The organism is Legionella sp. 39-23, assembly GCF_001897665.1.
In the GTDB taxonomy this organism is placed as follows: Bacteria; Pseudomonadota; Gammaproteobacteria; order Legionellales; family Legionellaceae; genus Legionella; species Legionella steelei.
Window position 1 is genome coordinate 108,092 of sequence record NZ_MKTO01000042.1, and the last position, 14,507, is coordinate 122,598.

Here is a 14,507-nt window from a genome sequence, read left to right on the forward strand (position 1 = left end):
TTGTAGCCTGGGTGAAGGCGTAGCCCTAACCCGGGAAATCTAAAGATGTAATCCCGGGTTTCGCTGCGCTGCACCAAGGCTACAATTTGGTGTCTTTGCTAATGCTTAAAGTGACGGACTCCAGTGAATAGCATAATTATCCTATGCTCTTCAGCACAAGTTATTATTTGTGCATCTCTGATCGAGCCTCCTGGTTGAATAATAGCAGAAATACCTGCTTCAGCAGCAATCTCTACAGTATCGGGAAAAGGTATAAATGCATCAGAAGCCATGACTGCACCATGAGCGTCAAATCCCATTTGTGCTGCTTGCCAAAGACCTATGCGTGCACTCATCACCCGGCTGGTTTGACCACCACCCAATCCAATGGTTGCAGCGTCTTTAGCATAAACAATGGCATTGGACTTAACATGTTTTACTGCACGCCAGGCAAACATTAAGTCATTCATTTGTTGTTCGGAAGGTTTCTTTTGAGTCACAGTTTTTAATTCATAACTTCCAAGAGAGAGTGAATCGTGTTCTTGGACGAGCAATCCGCCATCTACTTTTTTCATGTTTAAACGAAATGCATCATCTTGTTTCCATGCTCCAGTCAACAAGACACGAATATTTTCTTTACTAGCCAGAACTTCTTTGGCTTCCTTGCTGGCATCGGGAGCGACAATGACTTCCACAAATTGTTTTTCCAGAATGGTTTTTGCCGTATTGGCATCCAATTTTTGGTTCACAGCGATGATACCGCCATATGCTGAGCTCGGATCACATTGAAATGCTTTGAGATAAGCATGAAGCAAAGAGTCCCCTATGGCAATACCGCAAGGATTAGCGTGTTTGACAATAACGCACGTTGGTTTTTCGCAGGAAAAAGATTTCACACAGTCCAACGCCGCATCTGCATCAAGAATATTGTTATAGGACAACTGCTTTCCTTGAATTAATTGTGCAGCGCCGAGAGAACCGGATTCAACATTTTTATCAATGTAAAAAGCAGCTTGTTGGTGCGGGTTTTCTCCATAACGTAAGTCAGTTATTTTATTAAACTGGCAGGTAAGAACCTCTGGGAAGCCGCAAGGGGTGTACTGTTCATCTAATGTGGTCAGATAGTTTGTAATTGCTGCATCATAGGCTGCTGTATGAGCGAAGGCTTTTTTAGCTAAAGTGAATCCCCAATCAGAAGGGCTTTTTTTGCTTTTTAGATACTGTATTAGCTCAGCATAATCCTCGGGTTTAACCACCACATAAGTATGCGCATGATTTTTGGCAGCTGAGCGAATCATTGCTGGTCCGCCAATATCAATATTTTCTATAGCCTCATTGAAATTACAGTCAGGGCGGCTGATGGTTTGCTCAAAAGGGTATAAGTTAATTACCAACAAATCAATGGGTTTGATTGAGTGTTCACGGAGTATTTTTGCATCTTTTTTCCCACGCGCAAGCAAACCAGCATGAATACCTGGATGCAATGTTTTTACTCGGCCATCTAACATTTCAGGAAAGCCTGTGCATTCACTTACATCGGTAACTGGTAATTCATGTTCTCTGAGTAATGCCGCAGTATTTCCTGTTGCAATGAGTTCTACACCTTGTTGGTGCAGCTCTTTTCCCAGTTCAACAATGCCTCGCTTATCGGAAACACTAAGCAGAGCTCTTTTGGGAGTAAAAGTAGAAAATGTACGTTCTTGGGCCATTATACCTTCCTTAACAATCGTAAGCTGGATGAGAATTGTCTGCAAATTCGCTAAAAATAGGCCTGAAGCCGTAGACAGGCTCTAAGAATATGTTTGTGCGTGCACTAAAAACAATTACAGTAATTTAAATCTATTTATTTAACTTAGAAAAAACCAATAATGACCACCCATTAAGGTTCTCCTGACGCTCTACGACAAATATTGAAGCATATCTTTTAATCAGTTCAGGGGCCTGTTCTTCTAGTATTCCTGATACGATAAGCATACCTTCTGAGGTGAGTAGTTGTTGAAAACGCTCTTTCAGGGAAACTAATGGTGCCAATAAAATATTAGCAATAATTAAATCTACAGGACTAGATAGCGCATCAGGCATACCAATTGACAATTTGTGCTCATCAATTTCATTAGCTAATGCGTTATTTTGGGTTGCTTGTAAGGCTTGCTGATCAATATCGACTGCATGTACTTCAGCTGCGTCTAGTTTCAAAGCAGCTAAGGTAAGTATTCCTGAACCACAACCGTAATCGATAACTACTTTATTTTTTAAATCAGCTTGTTCCAACCAAGTTAAACACAAAGCAGTCGTAGGATGAGTCCCGGTACCAAAAGCTAAGCCTGGATCTAACATGAGGTTGACGGCATTAGGTTCAGGTGGAGTAGACCAAGTAGGACAAACCCATAGGCGTCGGCCAAAACGTTGGGGTTTAAAATCATCCATCCAAGCCCTTTCCCAGTCCTTGTCTTCCAAAACCTCCAGGGTGCATAGCAACTTAGGGTAGGTTTGCTGTATGTGATCACGTGTATACTGTGCTTGGAATACTTCTGAAAATAAGGCCTGAATGATGACTTCAGGCCATAATGGGGTTGTTCCTGGCTCGGGCTCAAGAACTGGATTATCATTTTTATCAGTCAGCATAATCGATAGCGCACCGAATTCTTCCAACTCCTCGCTAAGCAGTTCGATTTCTTGACTTGGACAATGTTCTATCTTTAATTGAAACCACACAGCATTAATCCTTCAACATTTTTTCCAAATAGTGAATATTAGTGCCGCCAGCAATAAAAGACTGGTCATGGAAAATGCGTTGATGCAATTCAATATTGGTTCTTATTCCATCAATAATGATTTCATCGAGTGCATTTCGCATTCTGGCAATGGCTTCAGCACGAGTCTCTCCATAACTAATGAGCTTGCCTATCATCGAATCGTAATTCGGTGGAACTGTGTAGCTGCTGTAGATATGTGAATCAAAACGAATACCTGGTCCACCGGGTTGATGTAATAATTTTATTGTTCCTGGTGAAGGCATGAAGGTTTTGGCATCTTCGGCATTGATTCGACATTCAATTGCGTGGCCACGCCATTTGATGTCTTCTTGAGTAAGGGACATGGGTATGCCACTGGCAATTTTGATTTGTTCTTTAATCAAATCAACTCCAGTGATCATTTCAGTGACTGGGTGTTCGACCTGGATACGTGTATTCATTTCAATAAAATAAAAACATCCATCTTGATACAGGAATTCAAAAGTTCCGGCACCACGATATTTCAGCTCTTGGCACGCTTTGACTACAGAGTCACCAATTTCTTTTCTCAGTTCGGGACTAATCCCTGGAGCGGGTGCTTCTTCCACTACTTTTTGGTGGCGTCTTTGCATAGAACAATCACGCTCACCTAGATGAATGGCTTTGCCTTGGCCATCGCCAAGCACTTGGAATTCAACATGACGTGGGTTTTCCAAGAATTTTTCCATATAAACGATGGGATTATTGAATGCGGCCTTCGCTTCACTACGGGTAAGTGCAATAGAGTTAAGCAGACTTGCTTCACTATGTACAACACGCATACCTCGACCACCACCACCACCTGCTGCTTTGATGATAACGGGATAGCCAATTTTTTGGGCAATTTCTAGGTTCAAGCGGTCATCATCAGATAAAGGGCCATCTGATCCAGGAACACAAGGGACTCCGGCAGCCTTCATCGCATTAATGGCAGAAACTTTGTCACCCATAAGGCGAATAGTGTCAGCCCGAGGTCCAATAAAACAAAATCCACTTTGTTCGACTATTTCTGCAAAATCAGCATTTTCAGAAAGAAAGCCATAGCCAGGATGAATTGCTACGGCATCAGTAATTTCAGCAGCAGAAATAATCGCTGGGACGTTGAGGTAGCTTTTTTGTGCTGGCGCAGGGCCTATACAAACGGTTTCATCAGCAAGACGAACATGCAATAAATCTTTATCTACATCCGAATGTACGGCTACAGTCTGAATGCCAAGCTCTTTACACGCACGTAAAATACGAAGAGCAATTTCACCTCTGTTGGCAATAACAATTTTACTGAGCATGAATGCACCCTCTATTCAATAACAAACAGGACCTGATCGTATTCTACAGGTTCTCCATTAGCGACGAGTATATCAACGATTTTACCGGCACGATCCGCTTCAATTTCATTGAACATTTTCATTGCTTCAACAATGCATAACACGTCGCCTGCTTTAACCATTTGGCCAACAGCTACGAAAGGAGCGCTTTCTGGTGATGGAGAAGTGTACATAGTACCTACCATAGGAGAGCGAACCTTATGACCTGGAGTGACAGGCATTGCGGATTTACTTTCCGTATGTGGCGCCATAGGAGAAGCAGGTGCATTATTGATAATAGGAAGTTCCTGACGAGGAACAGGAGAAGAAACATAGTGAACTTGAGGTGCTTCTATCGCAGGAGCACTGCTGTGACGGCTTAGCCTCAGCGATTCTTCACCCTCTTTAATTTCAATTTCAGAAATGCCAGTTTCTTCCAGCAATTCGATTAATTTTCTTATCTTACGAATGTCCATTATTTGATTCTCTTTCAATAATTGATGTTAATGCTAATGAATACCCATGCGCCCCTAATCCACTGATAGTACCTTTTGCTATATCAGAAAAATAGGAATGGTGACGAAAAGGTTCTCGGGAATAAACATTACTGATATGTACTTCAATAAATGGTATTGCAACCGCACTTAAAGCATCCCTTAAGGCCACGCTGGTATGTGTGAAGCCTGCGGGATTAAAAATTATATAATTTATTTTATCGATGTGAGCCTGGTGGATTGCTTGAATTAAATCTGCTTCAGAGTTGCTTTGATAACAGTTTAATGAAAATCCAGCTTGTGTTGCCTCTTTGATTAAACGTGTGTTGATATTATCTAACGTAGTGACCCCATAAACTGAAGGCTCTCGAGTCCCCAGAAGGTTTAAATTTGGTCCATGTAAAACCAGAATTTTTTTCATGTTTTAGTTAGTATCAAGCGATTTCGGCAGATTTTGCCTGATCTTCCTAAAATTGTCTATATATCTCCGAGGATATCTGCAAGTTCTCCACTTTTTTTATATTTTTTTATATGAAATTCCAGGAGACATTTGCACGGTTTATCACAGTAACCTAGACTTTACTTTAGATAATGATGGAATCATTTTTAGACTAAAAATGGCATAAATTTCCAACTCCTTTTGGAAAAAGGAACTTTTAATGCAGGAAATGCTTGAGCAACAGGAGGTACAAAAGGTACGACCTGTCATATATGTTATTATTTTTATGATGATGATATTGGTGCAAATCTCTATCGATCAATATGTTCCATCACTACCTGCTATTGCTAAATCTTTTAATAGTAGCGAATCATCAATTCAACTTACGCTGTTTCTTTTTATGTTTGGGCTGGGAATTTCCCATGTTTTTTTTGGGCCTTTATCCGATAAAATTGGGCGAAAACTACCATTGATTTATGGTATTGGAATCAGCGTTATAGGATGCCTCTGCTGTTTACTTGCTCCTTCTGTTGCCGTTTTAACTTTGGGGCGATTTTTGCAAGGGTTTGGCATCGGTTCTTGCAGCTCTGTAGGGCGCTCTTTAATTCGTGATCTCTTCGCTGACAGATATTTATCGAAAATTGGCTCTTATGTTGGTGTTGCAAGCACACTTCTTTTAGTTGTTTCACCAATTTGGGGCGGATTTATTCAAGAGCACTTCGGATGGAGAGCTAATTTTTTATTTATTTTCATTGTAGGTCTGACCTTTTGGGTTTTTATTTTTTTTGCTTTGCCTGAGACCAATAAAAATCTTAACCCTAATGCCACTAAAATAAGCGTCATTCTGCAAAATTATTACGCTTTGTTAAAATCAAAGATTTTTTTAGGTTATACCCTATGTGCCTGTTTTGCTTGTGCAGGTTTAGTTGCTTATCTGACTATTGCCCCGTTTTTATTTCAAAATGTATTGGGCTTAACACCTTTAGAGTATGGTCAACTGTCCATTTTCATTGCGGGTGCTATTTGTTTTAGTGGGATAATTAATAGTCAATTGGTGATGCTTAAAGGAGTTGCTTATATGCTCTTTATTGGTGTCTTGCTGATGATTGGCGGCAGCGGGATTATGCTCATTTTTGCACTTGCTGGAATAATGAATGTACCGACAATCATGTTCCCGATTGCTTTATTTAGCATGGGAGCAGGCCTTACCTTTATTAACGCATTTGCAGGCGTTTTTCACCCATTTCCACAAATTGCAGGAACAGTGGCTGCGTTGTATGTCAGCATGCAAGATTTAACAGCTGCATTAACAAGCGGCATTATTGCTGTAAACAGGATACAAGGTCAGCTGTCTTTAGCGGTAATATTACTTGTATTAGGTCTGGGTGCTTTGGTGGCATGGTATTATCAAAATACCATCACTCAATAAGTAAAAGCCCTCCTTATTTCTCATGTAGCCGGGGTTTCGCTGCATCCAGACTGCATGAAAAGTTCCTTCGCTCATGGTCATTATTTTCACATAAGTTGCTCACGAAGCATCAAATAATATTTCAAAAATGCCAAAACTATGCTAGCTTGAATAAGTTTTTAAAGTTTATTTAGTAGTGTCCACAGGCGTAACTCACTGTCTGGGCCAGTCAGGTTATTTTATAGCTTTGATTTTATGGATAAATTGGTTCGACAGGGATGAGTTGCTTCAATTAAGTTGCAAATAAAGGAGTAGGTTTCAAAATGCATCATAATTACTATTTATCTCCCCTGGCTGTCGCCCTGGCTTTAGGAATAGCATCTTCTGCAAGAGCTGCTGAACCCATGCTGTTACAAAAGGCATCTATAGAGCAAGTAAAACAAAAATTTGGTTTGACGATACAAGGCGTCTCCGTTGTTAAAGACAGTTTACGATTCGTTAGTGAGCACACTGACAGCAATAAAGTAACGCACGTCCGTATGCAACAGCAATATGTAGGATTTCCTGTGTATGGTGGTTATGCAATTATGCACAGTATGCATACTGTAAATTCGTTAGCGAAAGCTAAGTCAAATGTAGCGATGAATGGTGTTGTTTATCAAGGTTTGCAGACTGAATTAGGTCAACCTGATGCTTCTTTTGTGAAAAATGCTGATGCAGCGTTACAACAATTTAAAGCGAAGTATGTAGGTAAAGACGTCAGTGACGAGAAAGTCACTCCTATGGTTTATATTGATGCGCAACATAAAGCACACTGGGCATACAAAGTGAGTGCTCTTGTTGTCCATCAAGATAAAATACCAGAGCGTCCCACTGCAATTATTGATGCAAAAACCAATCAAGCTTTTGTGCAATGGAACGACATAAAAACTCAAAATAGAGACTCTGTAAATGGGTCTGGTTTTGGTGGAAATAATAAAGTAGGTTTTATTCAGTACGGTACGGATTTACCCTATCTTGATTTAACTCGTGATGCGACCAATGAACTCTGCTTTATGGAAAATGCCGATGTTAAAGTAATTGACATGGGGCATAAATACAGTGCAAGAAGTAGAGCAATGAAGTTTAATTGCCCCACTAATGATGCAAATATTTATCTTACAGGTTACAAAGCAGATGGTTACGATAAAGACAATGGTGCTGCTTCTCCAACGAATGATGCATTGTACTCTGGCCATGTAATACACCACATGTATAAAGATTGGTATAATGCTAATGCCTTAAGCAACGAAGATGGAACGCCGATGCAATTAGTGATGCGTGTTCACTATGGCGAGGGCTATGAGAATGCCTATTGGGATGGCCGACAAATGACTTTCGGTGATGGTGATACCATGATGTATCCTTTGGTATCTCTTGGTGTAGCAGCGCATGAAATCAGCCATGGTTTTACAGAACAGCATTCTAACCTTGAATATTATGGCCAATCAGGTGGTATGAACGAAGCGTTCTCTGATATGGCGGCTCAAGCAGCTGAATATTATTCTGTAAATAAAAGCACCTGGCAAATTGGTGGCGAAATCATGAAAGAAGACAGCGGTTATGACGCATTACGCTACATGGATATGCCAAGCCGTGATGGTGAGTCTATTGACACTGCTGATGAGTATTATGGTGGTTTGGATGTTCACTATTCCAGTGGGGTATACAACCATTTATTCTACATATTAGCAAACCAAGCGAATTGGAATACTCGATTGGCATTTGATGTCATGGTTAAAGCCAACATGGATTACTGGACTCCTTACTCAAACTTTGATGATGGTGGCGAGGGTTTGGTCAGTGCAATCAATGATTTGGTAGCTGGTGATCCAAGCCATGCGAAGTATCCTGAAACTGCTGTATGTGATGTTAAAAAGTCATTAAGTGAAGTTAAGATCATGATCAATATGGATGGATGTACTTCTAATTAACATGAGTGCGATATAAAGGCATTTGCTGCCTTTATATCGCAAAACCAATCTTAATTATGATCACGTTAAAAATCTTTGAGTGAACGGTCGAGTTTGTAATATGGTCGTTCCTGACTATTTACTGATGAATAAAGCTCGCTAGAAGCTTACTTATAACCTCTGGCTGTTCCATATGAATGTGATGTCCTCCCTCCATTTTTTTAAGGGTGAGACCTTTTACTGCCTGCACACGCTGATTCATTATGTCTGCGTCAAAAGAAAAGCCATTACTAGATAAAAGTAAATAAGTTTTCGCGGTAATTTCCCGTAAACAAGAAAGTATTTGCGTTTCTGTCATACGTAAGGGGGAGCGGACCAGTAAGCGTTGATCATGCCGCCAATAAAATTTTCCCTTGTTTTCAAGCAAACTGCGCTCACAAAGAATTTTTGCAATGTCTAAAGAGACATACCCCTTAAATGCACGAGCAAGGGCGGCACTATTGATATGGTCATAGCCTTTCGATTCTTTGCTTTTTTGACTAAGAACATGCGCATACTCTCTTAATTGCTGACATGCGGTTTCTGCGGGATTGGAAAATGGCCCCAATCCCTCAATTAAACTTAGAGATAGAAATCGCTCTGGAGCTACACCTCCGACTAAACTTGCCAGACAAGCCCCCATGGAATGTCCTAACAGGTGTACTTTATCAAGTTTAAGTGCATTGATTATTTCAATAACGATAAAAATACCATCAAAAAAGTGATAGTGGCATCCTTCAGGCAGATGTGATGAATGACCATGTCCAGGTAAATCAACGGCTACAACCTGAAAGTCACTTTCTAAGTACGTCGCAAGAGGAGCAAAACTATTTGCATTATCTAGCCATCCATGCAGAGCTAGGATAGTAGGTTTATCAGGGTTTCCCCAAATTTTACATGCTATAGAAAAACCCGGAATAGAGAGCGTTAGAGTATTCATTTTATTTGCGATTTTTTTAACTTTTATTTAGTAAACATTATATATCTACTACAAACAGGAAGGCTATAATTCATTATAGAGTAGAATTTTTACCTCATCTGTTTCAACAAGTACAATGATTGTGTCCTTAATCTTTGGATAAGTTGCGAGATCCTTGATGGGGGTGTAGTACAATTTTTTTATACATTTGGTTGTTATCCCTAATAGGGGAACTTGAAAAGAGTAAACTATGCAAAAAGAGGCAAATAGCGTTTCATTAATAACTTATAATATGCATAAAGGATTCGGAGTAGGGGCCGTACGTTTCTTGCTGCCTAAAATGCGTGACGCAATTACCAGTTTAAATCCTGATTTTGTTTTTTTACAAGAAGTTCAGGGTGAACACAGGAAACGACAAAAACGAATTGATGCATGGCCTGACTCCCCTCAATTTGAGTATATCGCTGAAAACATATGGCCTCATTACGTTTACGCAAAAAATGCCGTTTATGAGTCAGGACACCATGGGAATGCAATTTTAAGCAAATATGCTTTTGAACGCATTGAAAATATTAATCTGGCAAACATTCGTAGAGCTTCAAGAGGAATATTACACGCGCAACTTAAACTCGATAAAGTAACAGTTCATTTGTTATGTGTGCATCTGGGCCTTTTTAAGGCCGAGCGCATAGTACAATTCAATACTTTAATGCAACGCATTCAGGATGTAGTACCGCAAGATGAGCCTTTATTGATGGCAGGAGACTTCAATGATTGGCGTACGGTTATTTCCAAACCTCTGGCTGAACACTTAAATGTAGAAGAAGCTTTTGTTTCTGTGGAAGGCCAACATGCACGCTCATTCCCGGCTATTAGACCAGCACTTTGCATTGACCGTGTATATTTTCGTGGGATGAAGGTACAAGAAGTGGCTTGTTTGCATGGTAAACCCTGGCGTATGCTTTCTGACCATTTACCTCTTTATGCACGTTTTGAGTTGCTTATTTGAATCACAACTAATTACTTTTCGTTTACGTGAACATATGTGTGCTCGGAAAAGCCTATGCTATTTTAGTGAGCATAGGCACGATTAGTAATAACAATTAAGCTGCAAATTCTCTAATGCAGTACAGGGTATTCATCATTGGGGACTAACTTACTTCTACAAACAAGGTCGCCAAAAGATAATTACTCCATTTTGTGATTATATTCACCAACACAGGCTAAGCTATTCAAGCGAGCACGATTCAATAAAGCCTCTTGTGCTTTAGCAACATTCGCTTTATCTCCAGCCCAGGCAGTTAAACAATTTTCCAGTAATGCTCTTCCGAAAGAAAAGCTTAATAACCAGGGTTGATGATCGATGCTATTAATCGCATTTAAATTTGCTGTAGCCTGTTGTGGTGTTTGACCGCCAGATAGGAAGTTAATGGTGGGCACTGCAGCAGGTACATTATTACGGAATACGCTAATCGTATAGTCAGCAATTTCATCAGGCTCACTGAATGGACTATGTGCTTTACCACAGGTAACCATGCTTGGTTTTAAGATAATGTGTTCTAACTCAACCTGGTGAATAAATAAAGCATGGAATAACTCATGAAGAACGATTTCACAAACTTCTGCGCAATGTTCAATAGTATGATCCCCATCCATCAGTACTTCAGGTTCAACGATAGGAACAATTCCTGCTTCTTGGCAAACTGCAGCATAACGAGCCAGATTTTCTGCACCTGTTTTTACTGCTGTTAAACTAGGAGCAAATTCAGAAATAGAGTACACATTACGCCATTTAGCGAATTTTGCACCTAATTTTTTAAAATGTTGTAAGCGTTCGGCTAATCCATCCAAACCTTGAGTCACTTGTTCGTTTTCAGTATTTGCTAACGGAACTAATCCTTTATCGACTTTAATGCCAGGAACGATACCTTTATCTGCAAATATCTTAGCGATAGGAGTTCCATGTTCATCAGTCTGGTTAAAGGTTTCTTCGAATAAAATGACCCCATTAACGTATTGCTCTAAATCGGGAGTAGTTGCTAAAAGCAATCGATAATCCCTACGGTTTTCTTCTGTATTCTCAATACCAATGGAGGTAAAGCGTTTACCTATAGTTGAATTACTCTCATCTGCGGCTAAAATTCCTTTACCCTCTTGCAGTATTAGCTCCATAGTATTGGACAATTCTTCATAACTCATATTGTATTTGCTCCTGATTTGTTATTTATCTAGATATATATTTTTCTCGAATAATGTGTTGCATCGCAAAGCCTTGTTCTTTTAACGAGTTAAACGCCTCGTCAATCATACTTGGATTTCCACATAAATAAACAACGTCGCGCTGTGGATTCAGGTTGAGCGTAGGAAAAGCATGTTGCACATAACCGCTGCACTCATTTTCATTTAACTCATGTGCTGGTTGTCTACTTAAGTAAGGCTTGAACATGACTTTAGGATATTTCTGAGAAAAAGCATGGAACTCATTGGCATAGAGAATTTCTTCTCGTCTTTGTACTCCTTGCAAAATAACCACTTCTAATTCAGAGTGTTGCTCCATGAGTATGCCAAGTTCTTGAATCATTGAGCGATAGGGCGTAATACCAGTACTTGTAGCAACTAAGATAAGTCGGCCAGGTATTTCATCTTTAAGAATTAATCTGCCATATGGACCACTAATCTGGATCGTATCTCCAGGTTTTAAATTATAAAGGAACTCAGTGCCTGGTCCATTTTCAAAATAACCTGCCGCGAGTTCAATTTGATTATCTTGTTTGGGCGTATTAGCTATACTATAACTACGTTTTAATGTTTTACCTTGATGTTCAAAATGAACAGTAATAAATTGGCCAGGTAGATAATTAAAATGTGGGGATACTTCACAAGTAAAAATGAAGTGTTTTACTTTAGGAGAGATCATAAAAGACTCTTTTAAAGTGACGGGAAATGTATTTATTTGCATGGCGGATATCAACTTACTGTAAAAATCTGAGATTATAACCCTTAATTAGGGTTAATAATAAGCAAAAAATTATGCATTACAAGTTTTAACGGCGTATAATTAAATTATGAATACACCAGATCTTATTGCAATTATAGGCAATCTTAGCCGTTCTTTATACCCTGTGCAGCATTTAATTACTGGTGGGGCGTATATTTTAGGCATTTTATTTTTTATGACCGCTATCGCCAAACTCAGAAAAATTGCAGATCACCGGGCCCAATCTTCATCACAAGAAAAGATGTATACACCAATGATGTATTTAGTAATGGGAGCTGCATTACTGTATTTACCTTCTGCTTTAGACCTTATGGCTAATACTACTTTTGGTACCGGGAATGTATTAACTTATACATCATATAATCCGTCAAATATTTTCAGCTCCATGGGATTAGTAGTTCGAACTGCCGGAGTATTGTGGTTTGTACGTGGGAGTGTATTAGTCGCACATTCCAGCCAACCAGGAACCCAGCATGGGCCTAAAGGTTTGGTATTTATAATTGCGGGCATATTGGCAATGAATTTTGACAACACCATCGCGATGTTAAATTATATGATGAGCACTATGACGACTTGGACTATGACAGTTAAAACAAGCGCAGGATTTTAGATATCCTAATCTTCTTCTCCACATATTCTCAGGTTATTTGCTTTGGCAAAATCAAGGATAGATTGGTACAACAAGGGGCTTGATTCTTTAAGTTTAGGATCCAGCAAAACGCATTGGTATCCTTCACTATTCATACTTGGTCTTAATAATGGAGAGTAACGAATGCGACTGTTTTTAAAGCTTGCCAACGAGCCACTCATTCGTTCTGCCCAATCGCTGGGACGAAAGGTTTTTCCTTGGGAGGTTATTCCTTCTATGATAATTGTCTTGCTTTCAGCTGTTGCCATATGTTTATGCAATATAAATACAGAGTGCCAAGTATATCATCATATGATGGGTGCTGTACGGAAATTTATTCATTTTGTAAAAATAAATTTGTGTTAAATTTGGTTTTCAAAATTAATTTTTATCCCTATTATGTCAACATATTCTATTTGGTATTTTTTTGAAGGTTATTAGGAATGGAAAAAGAAAGTCATTCTGGCATTTATTTGCTGCCCAATTTATTTACAACGGCCAGCTTGTTCGCAGCATTTTATTCTCTTGTTGCCTCAATGAAAGGGCAGTTTGAGGCGTCCATTATCGCGATATTTATTGGTATGATTGCAGATGGGCTCGATGGGCGAATTGCACGCTTAACGAATACACAAACTGAATTTGGCGCCGAATATGATAGTTTATCGGATATGGTTACATTTGGGGTTGCGCCATCATTACTCATGTATAATTTGATTTTGAGCCAATTAGGGAAAGTCGGCTGGCTGGTAGCTTTTGTTTATACTGCTGCTGTTGCTTTACGATTAGCTCGCTTTAATACTCAGCTTGAAATAGCTGATAAACGATATTTTCAGGGCTTACCTTGCCCTCCTGCGGCAGCAGTTATGGCTTCTTTTTCCTGGTTATGCTATCAACACGATTGGCAGAATATATTTGTTGCCATATTGGCTGCGATTTTATCATTAATTGCTTCAGGATTAATGGTTTCTAACTTTCGTTATTATAGTTTTAAGGAAGTAGATTTTAAGGGCAAAGTTCCATTCATTTATGTTTTGGTGATGATTATTTTATTTGTAGCCATTGCAGCTAATCCTTCATTAGTTTTATTTGTTGGCTTTACTATTTACGCTTTATCTGGATTATTGATGACGTTACTTGCTCTGCAAAAAATGAGAAAGAAAAAGTCCAAAGAAATTAGTAATGATAAACTGTAACGAAAATCCAATGACGTTAGGGTTGATTTCAAAAAGAAAATTTTGAAATTCAATCCTAATTATTCACCTTCACCAAAATAATTATTAATTAAAAGAGTTAAGGCTTCGTTCATTTGCACTTCATCAGGACCATCTATTTCCATAATGAGCTCACTACCTTTATTGGCTGCGAGCATCATGACACCCATAATGCTTTTTCCATTAACGGTTTGTGAGTTGCTGGTTACATCAATTTGGCTTTGAAATCGTGCTGCAGTAGAAACAAATTTTGCCGAAGCACGTGCATGTAAGCCCAGCTTATTAATTATTTTAATTTTAGTTTTAATCATAGCGTCACAAATCTACCACGAATCAGGTTATAAGTGTAGCTAAGTGCAGCA

General features: G+C 39.2%; 15 protein-coding genes. 5 read left to right on the top strand and 10 right to left on the bottom strand.

Translation table 11 applies throughout. The features are described from left to right. Positions 1 to 98 precede the first annotated feature (98 nt). The 5 genes from purH to aroQ all read right to left on the bottom strand — a co-directional run bounded on the left by purH (position 99) and on the right by aroQ (position 4,972). Complete coding sequence (purH, locus tag BGO44_RS16330; protein WP_273198492.1) at positions 99 to 1,688, bottom strand: bifunctional phosphoribosylaminoimidazolecarboxamide formyltransferase/IMP cyclohydrolase; 1,590 nt, start codon at positions 1,686 to 1,688, stop codon at positions 99 to 101. A 130-nt stretch (positions 1,689 to 1,818) separates the two neighbouring features. Continuing rightward, a complete protein-coding gene (prmA, locus tag BGO44_RS16335; protein WP_058510805.1) occupies positions 1,819 to 2,694 on the bottom strand; it encodes a 50S ribosomal protein L11 methyltransferase in 876 nt (291 codons plus the stop codon). 4 nt (positions 2,695 to 2,698) lie between these two features. Then, positions 2,699 to 4,039: an acetyl-CoA carboxylase biotin carboxylase subunit gene (accC, locus tag BGO44_RS16340; RefSeq protein WP_058510804.1), complete on the bottom strand. Its 1,341-nt coding sequence runs from the start codon at positions 4,037 to 4,039 to the stop codon at positions 2,699 to 2,701. A gap of 11 nt (positions 4,040 to 4,050) precedes the next feature. After that, positions 4,051 to 4,533 carry an acetyl-CoA carboxylase biotin carboxyl carrier protein gene (gene accB, locus BGO44_RS16345; protein WP_058510803.1) on the bottom strand — a complete coding sequence of 161 codons (483 nt, stop codon included), beginning with the start codon at positions 4,531 to 4,533 and terminating at the stop codon, positions 4,051 to 4,053. Continuing rightward, positions 4,520 to 4,972: a type II 3-dehydroquinate dehydratase gene (gene aroQ, locus BGO44_RS16350; protein ID WP_273198489.1), complete on the bottom strand. Its 453-nt coding sequence runs from the start codon at positions 4,970 to 4,972 to the stop codon at positions 4,520 to 4,522. The genes accB and aroQ overlap by 14 nt, the downstream gene beginning before the upstream one ends. Before the next feature lie 247 nt (positions 4,973 to 5,219). Here aroQ and BGO44_RS16355 point away from each other — a divergent pair, with 247 nt between their 5' ends. Together BGO44_RS16355 and proA are read left to right on the top strand one after the other, a co-directional pair. After that, the gene (locus BGO44_RS16355; protein WP_083503984.1) at positions 5,220 to 6,419 is read left to right on the top strand and encodes a multidrug effflux MFS transporter; all 1,200 of its coding nucleotides are present in this window, start codon (positions 5,220 to 5,222) and stop codon (positions 6,417 to 6,419) included. A 302-nt stretch (positions 6,420 to 6,721) separates the two neighbouring features. Then, entirely contained in the window at positions 6,722 to 8,371 is a 1,650-nt protein-coding gene (proA, locus tag BGO44_RS16360; protein WP_058510800.1) for a zinc metalloprotease ProA, read from the top strand. Positions 8,372 to 8,489: 118 nt separating this feature from the next. On the opposite strand, the gene BGO44_RS16365 is transcribed toward proA, so the two are convergent. After that, positions 8,490 to 9,329 (bottom strand): alpha/beta fold hydrolase, encoded by an 840-nt coding sequence (locus tag BGO44_RS16365; RefSeq protein WP_273198486.1) that lies wholly within the window; start codon positions 9,327 to 9,329, stop codon positions 8,490 to 8,492. A gap of 229 nt (positions 9,330 to 9,558) precedes the next feature. Between BGO44_RS16365 and BGO44_RS16370 the strand changes: the two genes are divergently transcribed. After that, positions 9,559 to 10,317, top strand: a complete 759-nt coding sequence (locus BGO44_RS16370) for an endonuclease/exonuclease/phosphatase family protein (protein WP_058510798.1) — start codon at positions 9,559 to 9,561, stop codon at positions 10,315 to 10,317. Positions 10,318 to 10,496: 179 nt separating this feature from the next. On the opposite strand, the gene BGO44_RS16375 is transcribed toward BGO44_RS16370, so the two are convergent. Then, positions 10,497 to 11,507: a class I fructose-bisphosphate aldolase gene (locus tag BGO44_RS16375; protein ID WP_273198484.1), complete on the bottom strand. Its 1,011-nt coding sequence runs from the start codon at positions 11,505 to 11,507 to the stop codon at positions 10,497 to 10,499. Positions 11,508 to 11,532: 25 nt separating this feature from the next. Further along, the gene (locus BGO44_RS16380) at positions 11,533 to 12,267 is read right to left on the bottom strand and encodes a ferredoxin--NADP reductase (protein WP_058510796.1); all 735 of its coding nucleotides are present in this window, start codon (positions 12,265 to 12,267) and stop codon (positions 11,533 to 11,535) included. Between the two features lie 106 nt (positions 12,268 to 12,373). Here BGO44_RS16380 and BGO44_RS16385 point away from each other — a divergent pair, with 106 nt between their 5' ends. Next, positions 12,374 to 12,916, top strand: a complete 543-nt coding sequence (locus tag BGO44_RS16385; protein WP_058510795.1) for a hypothetical protein — start codon at positions 12,374 to 12,376, stop codon at positions 12,914 to 12,916. A gap of 5 nt (positions 12,917 to 12,921) precedes the next feature. Here the strand turns inward: BGO44_RS16385 and BGO44_RS16390 are convergent, their stop codons facing one another. Continuing rightward, complete coding sequence (locus BGO44_RS16390; RefSeq protein ID WP_058510794.1) at positions 12,922 to 13,203, bottom strand: DUF3579 domain-containing protein; 282 nt, start codon at positions 13,201 to 13,203, stop codon at positions 12,922 to 12,924. Positions 13,204 to 13,377: 174 nt separating this feature from the next. Between BGO44_RS16390 and pssA the strand changes: the two genes are divergently transcribed. After that, a complete protein-coding gene (pssA, locus tag BGO44_RS16395; RefSeq protein ID WP_058510793.1) occupies positions 13,378 to 14,127 on the top strand; it encodes a CDP-diacylglycerol--serine O-phosphatidyltransferase in 750 nt (249 codons plus the stop codon). A 59-nt stretch (positions 14,128 to 14,186) separates the two neighbouring features. Here the strand turns inward: pssA and BGO44_RS16400 are convergent, their stop codons facing one another. Beyond that, on the bottom strand, positions 14,187 to 14,456 hold the full coding sequence (locus BGO44_RS16400; protein ID WP_058510792.1) for an HPr family phosphocarrier protein: 270 nt from the start codon (positions 14,454 to 14,456) through the stop codon (positions 14,187 to 14,189). Positions 14,457 to 14,507 lie beyond the last annotated feature (51 nt).

Bases quoted from the DNA above. Each gene is read 5' to 3' on its own strand.
- purH (WP_273198492.1), bottom strand. From the start codon at position 1,688: ATGGCCCAAGAACGTACATTTTCTACTTTTACTCCCAAAAGAGCTCTG.
- accC (WP_058510804.1), bottom strand. From the start codon at position 4,039: ATGCTCAGTAAAATTGTTATTGCCAACAGAGGTGAAATTGCTCTTCGT.
- accB (WP_058510803.1), bottom strand. From the start codon at position 4,533: ATGGACATTCGTAAGATAAGAAAATTAATCGAATTGCTGGAAGAAACT.
- aroQ (WP_273198489.1), bottom strand. From the start codon at position 4,972: ATGAAAAAAATTCTGGTTTTACATGGACCAAATTTAAACCTTCTGGGG.
- BGO44_RS16355 (WP_083503984.1), top strand. From the start codon at position 5,220: ATGCTTGAGCAACAGGAGGTACAAAAGGTACGACCTGTCATATATGTT.
- proA (WP_058510800.1), top strand. From the start codon at position 6,722: ATGCATCATAATTACTATTTATCTCCCCTGGCTGTCGCCCTGGCTTTA.
- BGO44_RS16365 (WP_273198486.1), bottom strand. From the start codon at position 9,329: ATGAATACTCTAACGCTCTCTATTCCGGGTTTTTCTATAGCATGTAAA.
- BGO44_RS16370 (WP_058510798.1), top strand. From the start codon at position 9,559: ATGCAAAAAGAGGCAAATAGCGTTTCATTAATAACTTATAATATGCAT.
- BGO44_RS16375 (WP_273198484.1), bottom strand. From the start codon at position 11,507: ATGAGTTATGAAGAATTGTCCAATACTATGGAGCTAATACTGCAAGAG.
- BGO44_RS16380 (WP_058510796.1), bottom strand. From the start codon at position 12,267: ATGCAAATAAATACATTTCCCGTCACTTTAAAAGAGTCTTTTATGATC.
- BGO44_RS16385 (WP_058510795.1), top strand. From the start codon at position 12,374: ATGAATACACCAGATCTTATTGCAATTATAGGCAATCTTAGCCGTTCT.
- BGO44_RS16390 (WP_058510794.1), bottom strand. From the start codon at position 13,203: ATGGCAACAGCTGAAAGCAAGACAATTATCATAGAAGGAATAACCTCC.
- pssA (WP_058510793.1), top strand. From the start codon at position 13,378: ATGGAAAAAGAAAGTCATTCTGGCATTTATTTGCTGCCCAATTTATTT.
- BGO44_RS16400 (WP_058510792.1), bottom strand. From the start codon at position 14,456: ATGATTAAAACTAAAATTAAAATAATTAATAAGCTGGGCTTACATGCA.